Origin of the sequence: Ilyobacter sp. (assembly GCF_041583315.1) — a bacterium.
Classification (GTDB): Bacteria; Fusobacteriota; Fusobacteriia; order Fusobacteriales; family Fusobacteriaceae; genus Ilyobacter.
The window spans coordinates 1-4,663 of the sequence record NZ_JBFHGC010000203.1; the positions used below are offsets into that span (position 1 = coordinate 1).

General features: G+C 37.4%; 3 protein-coding genes and 1 pseudogene. 3 read left to right on the forward strand and 1 reads right to left on the reverse strand.

Annotation, left to right across the window (positions count from 1 at the left end):
• Nucleotides 1-143: 143 nt before the first annotated feature.
• Nucleotides 144-1,547 carry a carbon starvation protein A gene (locus tag ABZA26_RS08165; RefSeq protein ID WP_372714033.1) on the reverse strand — a complete coding sequence of 468 codons (1,404 nt, stop codon included), beginning with the start codon at nt 1,545-1,547 and terminating at the stop codon, nt 144-146.
• Between the two features lie 639 nt (nt 1,548-2,186).
• On the opposite strand from ABZA26_RS08165, the gene nadA reads away from it, so the two are divergent.
• From nadA to ABZA26_RS08180, 3 genes and pseudogenes are all read left to right on the forward strand, one after another.
• On the forward strand, nt 2,187-3,104 hold the full coding sequence (gene nadA / locus ABZA26_RS08170; protein WP_372714034.1) for a quinolinate synthase NadA: 918 nt from the start codon (nt 2,187-2,189) through the stop codon (nt 3,102-3,104).
• Between the two features lie 2 nt (nt 3,105-3,106).
• Nucleotides 3,107-4,375 (forward strand): L-aspartate oxidase, encoded by a 1,269-nt coding sequence (locus ABZA26_RS08175; RefSeq protein WP_372714035.1) that lies wholly within the window; start codon nt 3,107-3,109, stop codon nt 4,373-4,375.
• Nucleotides 4,356-4,663, forward strand: a pseudogene (locus ABZA26_RS08180) (nicotinate-nucleotide diphosphorylase (carboxylating)); the annotation flags it as partial. The gene ABZA26_RS08175 and the pseudogene ABZA26_RS08180, both read left to right, overlap by 20 nt.

The window sequence follows — 4,663 nt, forward strand, 5'->3', positions numbered from 1 at the left end:
AAAAATCAATAGCTTGATTTAAATAAAAAATCAAAAAAGCAAGGAAGGGACACGGGGGGTGTCCCTTCCTTATTTTGGTTGTAAACAGAAGTTTCTAAGTGTTTATGTAAAGTTTCCAAGGAAACTATGCATCGATATATTTCCTAAGCAATTTCTCCAACAGGCTGTGTTTTTCTCTTTTTGAGGAAAAGAGCCAGTGAACCTAAGGCAACTGCTATCCCAACTGGGTATCCCACTGTAGTAGGTAATTTTAATCCTTCAGGTGCTATGATTATATATGTGGTAACAACTGCTGTCATGAATGTACCAGGTGCTGCTGCTATCCAGTAGTTCTTTCCTCTTTGAGCCAGGTAAACTGCTCCAGCCCACAGAACTATAGTAGCAAGTGTTTGGTTTGACCAAGCAAAGTATCTCCAGATGATCCCGAAATCCATGAAGCAAAGTGATACACCAACTGCAAATAGCGGAAGAGCTATTAGAAATCTGTTCTTTATAGGTCCCTGTTTGAAATTTGTAGCATCTGCAATGGCAAGTCTGGCACTTCTAAATGCTGTATCTCCAGAAGTTATAGGACAAGCTACTACTCCTAAAAGTGCAAGTGCCCCTCCTACTTTACCAAGCATAGAGTTCGATATGGTATTTACAACTACTCCGGCAGAACCTGCTCCTGCAAGCCCCTCTGTTCCTCCGAAGAAAGTCATGGCAGCTGCTGCCCAGATAAGAGCTATGACACCTTCAGCTATCATAGAACCGAAGAATACTCTTTTTCCTTCTTTTTCATTTTTTATACATCTAGCCATTAAAGGAGACTGAGTAGCGTGGAATCCAGATATAGCTCCACAGGCAATTGTTATAAACAGGAACGGATAAAAAGGTGTTCCCTTTGGATTTAAGTTTTGAAGTGTTAACTCAGGAATCTGATATCCTTTTACAAATAATCCTATTGCTATACCTAATCCCATGATGATAAGTGATGCACCAAATATAGGATAGATCTTCCCGATTAATTTATCCACTGGAAGTACAGTAGCTATTATATAATAAACTATGATGATTCCAACCCAAGTCATTTTGCTGACTCCAGGTACAATGTTTGTCAATATTCCTGCAGGTCCTACTATGAAAACCACTCCTACTAGCACAAGAAGAACAACAGAGAATACTCTCATTATATTCTTGGCACTAGTACCAAGGTATTTACCTACTATCTCAGCTATGGTAGCTCCGTCGTGTCTCAGAGAAAGCATCCCAGCCAGATAATCGTGCACTGATCCTGCAAATATACATCCAAATACGATCCATAAGAATGCAGCCGGTCCCCAAAGAGCTCCTGCCACCGCACCAAATATAGGTCCCAATCCAGCGATGTTTAGAAACTGTATAAGGAAAGCTTTTTTCCAGTCTAGTTCCACATAGTCAACACCGTCAGCTAGTTTTGTCGCAGGTGTAATATTTGCTTCATTGATTCCAAAAGCATTTTCAACTACTTTTCCATAGATAAAATAACCACCAATCAGAGTTGCCAGGGCAATTAAAAAAGTTATCATTTTTTTACCTCCATTTATTAAATTTATTTTTAATATTTCTTATACTGGAATTATACCTTTATTATAGGAACAGAATAAACAAAGATGACTCAAAAGCATTTAAACTGAACATGAAATGCAAAATACCGTCATGAACTGCAAGAACATTTTTTATAAAAACAGTTTATTTATAATACTATACGTTTTTTTTTAGGATTTAAAATACTGTTTAGGAATAGTTATAGCTTTTTTTCAGATTTTTCTTTAAGGGTTTAGACCTCTGATACCATAGTTCTCTTGAAAACTCAAAAACAATTTTTAAGTTACTATTTTCACTTGTAAATGGTTGATTTTTAATAATCGATGTTTTAACAACAAATTATTTTTTATTAATGAATTTGTATTCTTTTTTTAAGGCTTTTTTTTAAGATCTTATCAATAAGTTTTTCATTAAGAGTGAAAAAAATTGTAAATCAATATATTACTTAGTGAAACTTTGGTTCATCATGAATTTTATTTTTTAAAAAAAATTTATAACTTCCAATTTTTAAATAACCCCTGTAATTTTTAACTAGTGAAAAAAATATTTAATATTGAATTATATTTTTCTTGGTGCTAATATCTCACACAAAGGTCAATAATTTCAAGGGGGAAACAGTTTTGGATATAATAGAAAAGATAAAAAAATTAAAAAAAGAGAAAAATGCCATTATTCTGGCACATTATTATCAGAGAGCAGATGTGCAGGATATTGCTGACCATGTGGGAGATTCTTTTTACCTGGCTCAGGTGGGAAAAAAATCAGATGCAGATATAATAGTCTTCTGCGGAGTACGTTTTATGGCAGAAAGTGCTAAAATCCTTTCACCTGAAAAAACTGTGCTGTTCCCGTGTTATACAGAGGCTCCATGCTGCATGGAATACATGGCCTCTCCCGAGGAGATACTGCAGTACAAGGCGGCGCATCCAGATGTAAAGGTAGTGACATATGTAAACTCTTCCAGTGCTGTAAAAACAGTATCTGATGTGTGTTGTACATCATCAAGTGTTGAAAACATTATAGACAACCTGGACACAGAAAAGATACTGTTTGTCCCTGATAAAAATCTTGCCAGTTATGTACAGGAACAAATTCCACACAAGAAAATCATTCCCTGGGATGGGTGTTGTAATATACACGATGCAGTAAGGCCTTCTGATATAGAGAGAGCTCTTGAGAAAAATGGCAGAGACCTCGTCATAGCCGCCCACCCTGAATGTAGAAAGGATGTGAGGGATATGGCTCATTACACAGGAAGTACCAGCGGAATACTGACGTATATCAATGAGAGCAGCAGTGAAAGGTTTTTAGTGGTCACTGAAAAAGGTATCTCTCACCAGCTGAAAAAAGATAATCCTAATAAAGAGTTCTTTTTTCTTCCAATGCTCTGTAGGGCCATGAAAAAAATATTTCCAGAAACAATTCTTGAATCCCTTGAAACAATGAAGGGGGAGGTCGTCCTAGATGAGGAGACCATAAAAGAGGCTGGAAAGGCACTTAATAACATGCTTTTATTTTCAAAAAAAAGAGGTGAGTAACATTGAAGGCAGATGTTTTAATAGTAGGAACAGGTATAGGGGGGCTCTATACAGCACTAAATCTAAGAGAAGACCTGAATATACTTGTAATGACAAATTCCAAAATAAGAGACTGCAACTCCTATCTGGCTCAGGGTGGGATCACCACAGTCATGCCTGGAGATGAAAAATCATTTATAGAGGACACTCTGGCTGCAGGACACAATAAAAACGATACTGAAACTCTGAACATGGTGGCAAGAGAATCCTGGGGAAATATCAAAGATTTAATCAAACTGGGAACCGAGTTTCAGAAAGATGAATATGGAAATCTAAAATTTACAAAGGAGGCTGCTCACAGCAAAGGGAGAATACTTTTTCACGGCTCTGAAACAGGAAAAATGATCATGGAAACCTTAATTAAAAACATAGAGAAAAGAAAAAATATAACTGTTCTTGAGGGCAGTGAACTTCTGGATCTGAAAATATCTGAAAACAACGTCCACGGAGGTATTTTCAAAAAAAATGAAAAAAGGTTTTCAGTGGATTCTAAAGTAGTGGTCCTGGCTACAGGAGGTATAGGGGGGCTGTTTAAAAACTCTACAAATCAGCCAAATATAAAAGGTGTCGCTCTGGCGCTGGCTAAGAAACATCATTTGAAAATAAAGGATGTAGAGTATATCCAGCTGCACCCTACAGCTCTGGACAACCAGAACAAAAACAGGCTCTTTCTTCTTTCTGAGGCTCTGAGAGGTGAAGGTGCAGTCATAAGAGACTCTAGTGGAGAAAGATTTGTAGACGAACTTCTCCCCAGAGACAGAGTGACAGAAGCCATCATAAACAAGAAAAAAGACAGCATGGAATGTGTATATCTAGATGCCACAGCCTTAGATTCTAACTACATCAGAGAGAGATTCAGCGGAATATACACAGAGTGCTTTGAAAGAGGGTATGATATTACATCAGATCTTCTTCCTATAAGTCCGGCACAGCATTATTTTATGGGGGGAATAAAAACAACTCTCTCTGGAAGATCAAGCTGCCGGAATCTGTATGTAGTGGGAGAAGCTGCTTGTACAGGTCTTCACGGGAAAAACCGTCTGGCTAGCAACTCTCTTCTGGAGGCTGTGGTTTTCGGAAAAAGTGCTGCTAAGGACATCAACCTCCATATTGACAGTGTGAATCTGATAGAAAAATTAATTATTGAAGATGAATGGTGTCCAGAGGAGGCTGCAAGGAAAATAATAATAAAACACAGAGGAGATCTCACAAATGAATTACATCATAATTGATGATATAATAAAAAATGCCCTTCTTGAGGATAGAGTCTATGATGACATCACCACAGGAAGCATAATCGATAAAGAAAGTCTCTCAGAGGTTCAACTTATAGTAAAAGAAGATGGAAAAATATGCGGATTAGATGTATTTTCACGGGTTTTTGAAATTCTGGGAGGGGTGAAAATAAACTTTCTCAAAAGAGAGGGAGAATTTGTAAAAAAAGGAGAGATCATAGCTCACCTTGAAGGGAACACAGGAGTCCTCCTTTCTGGGGAAAGAGTGGCACTGAATCTTCTCCA

Bases quoted from the DNA above. Each gene is read 5' to 3' on its own strand.
- ABZA26_RS08165 (WP_372714033.1), bottom strand. From the start codon at position 1,547: ATGATAACTTTTTTAATTGCCCTGGCAACTCTGATTGGTGGTTATTTT.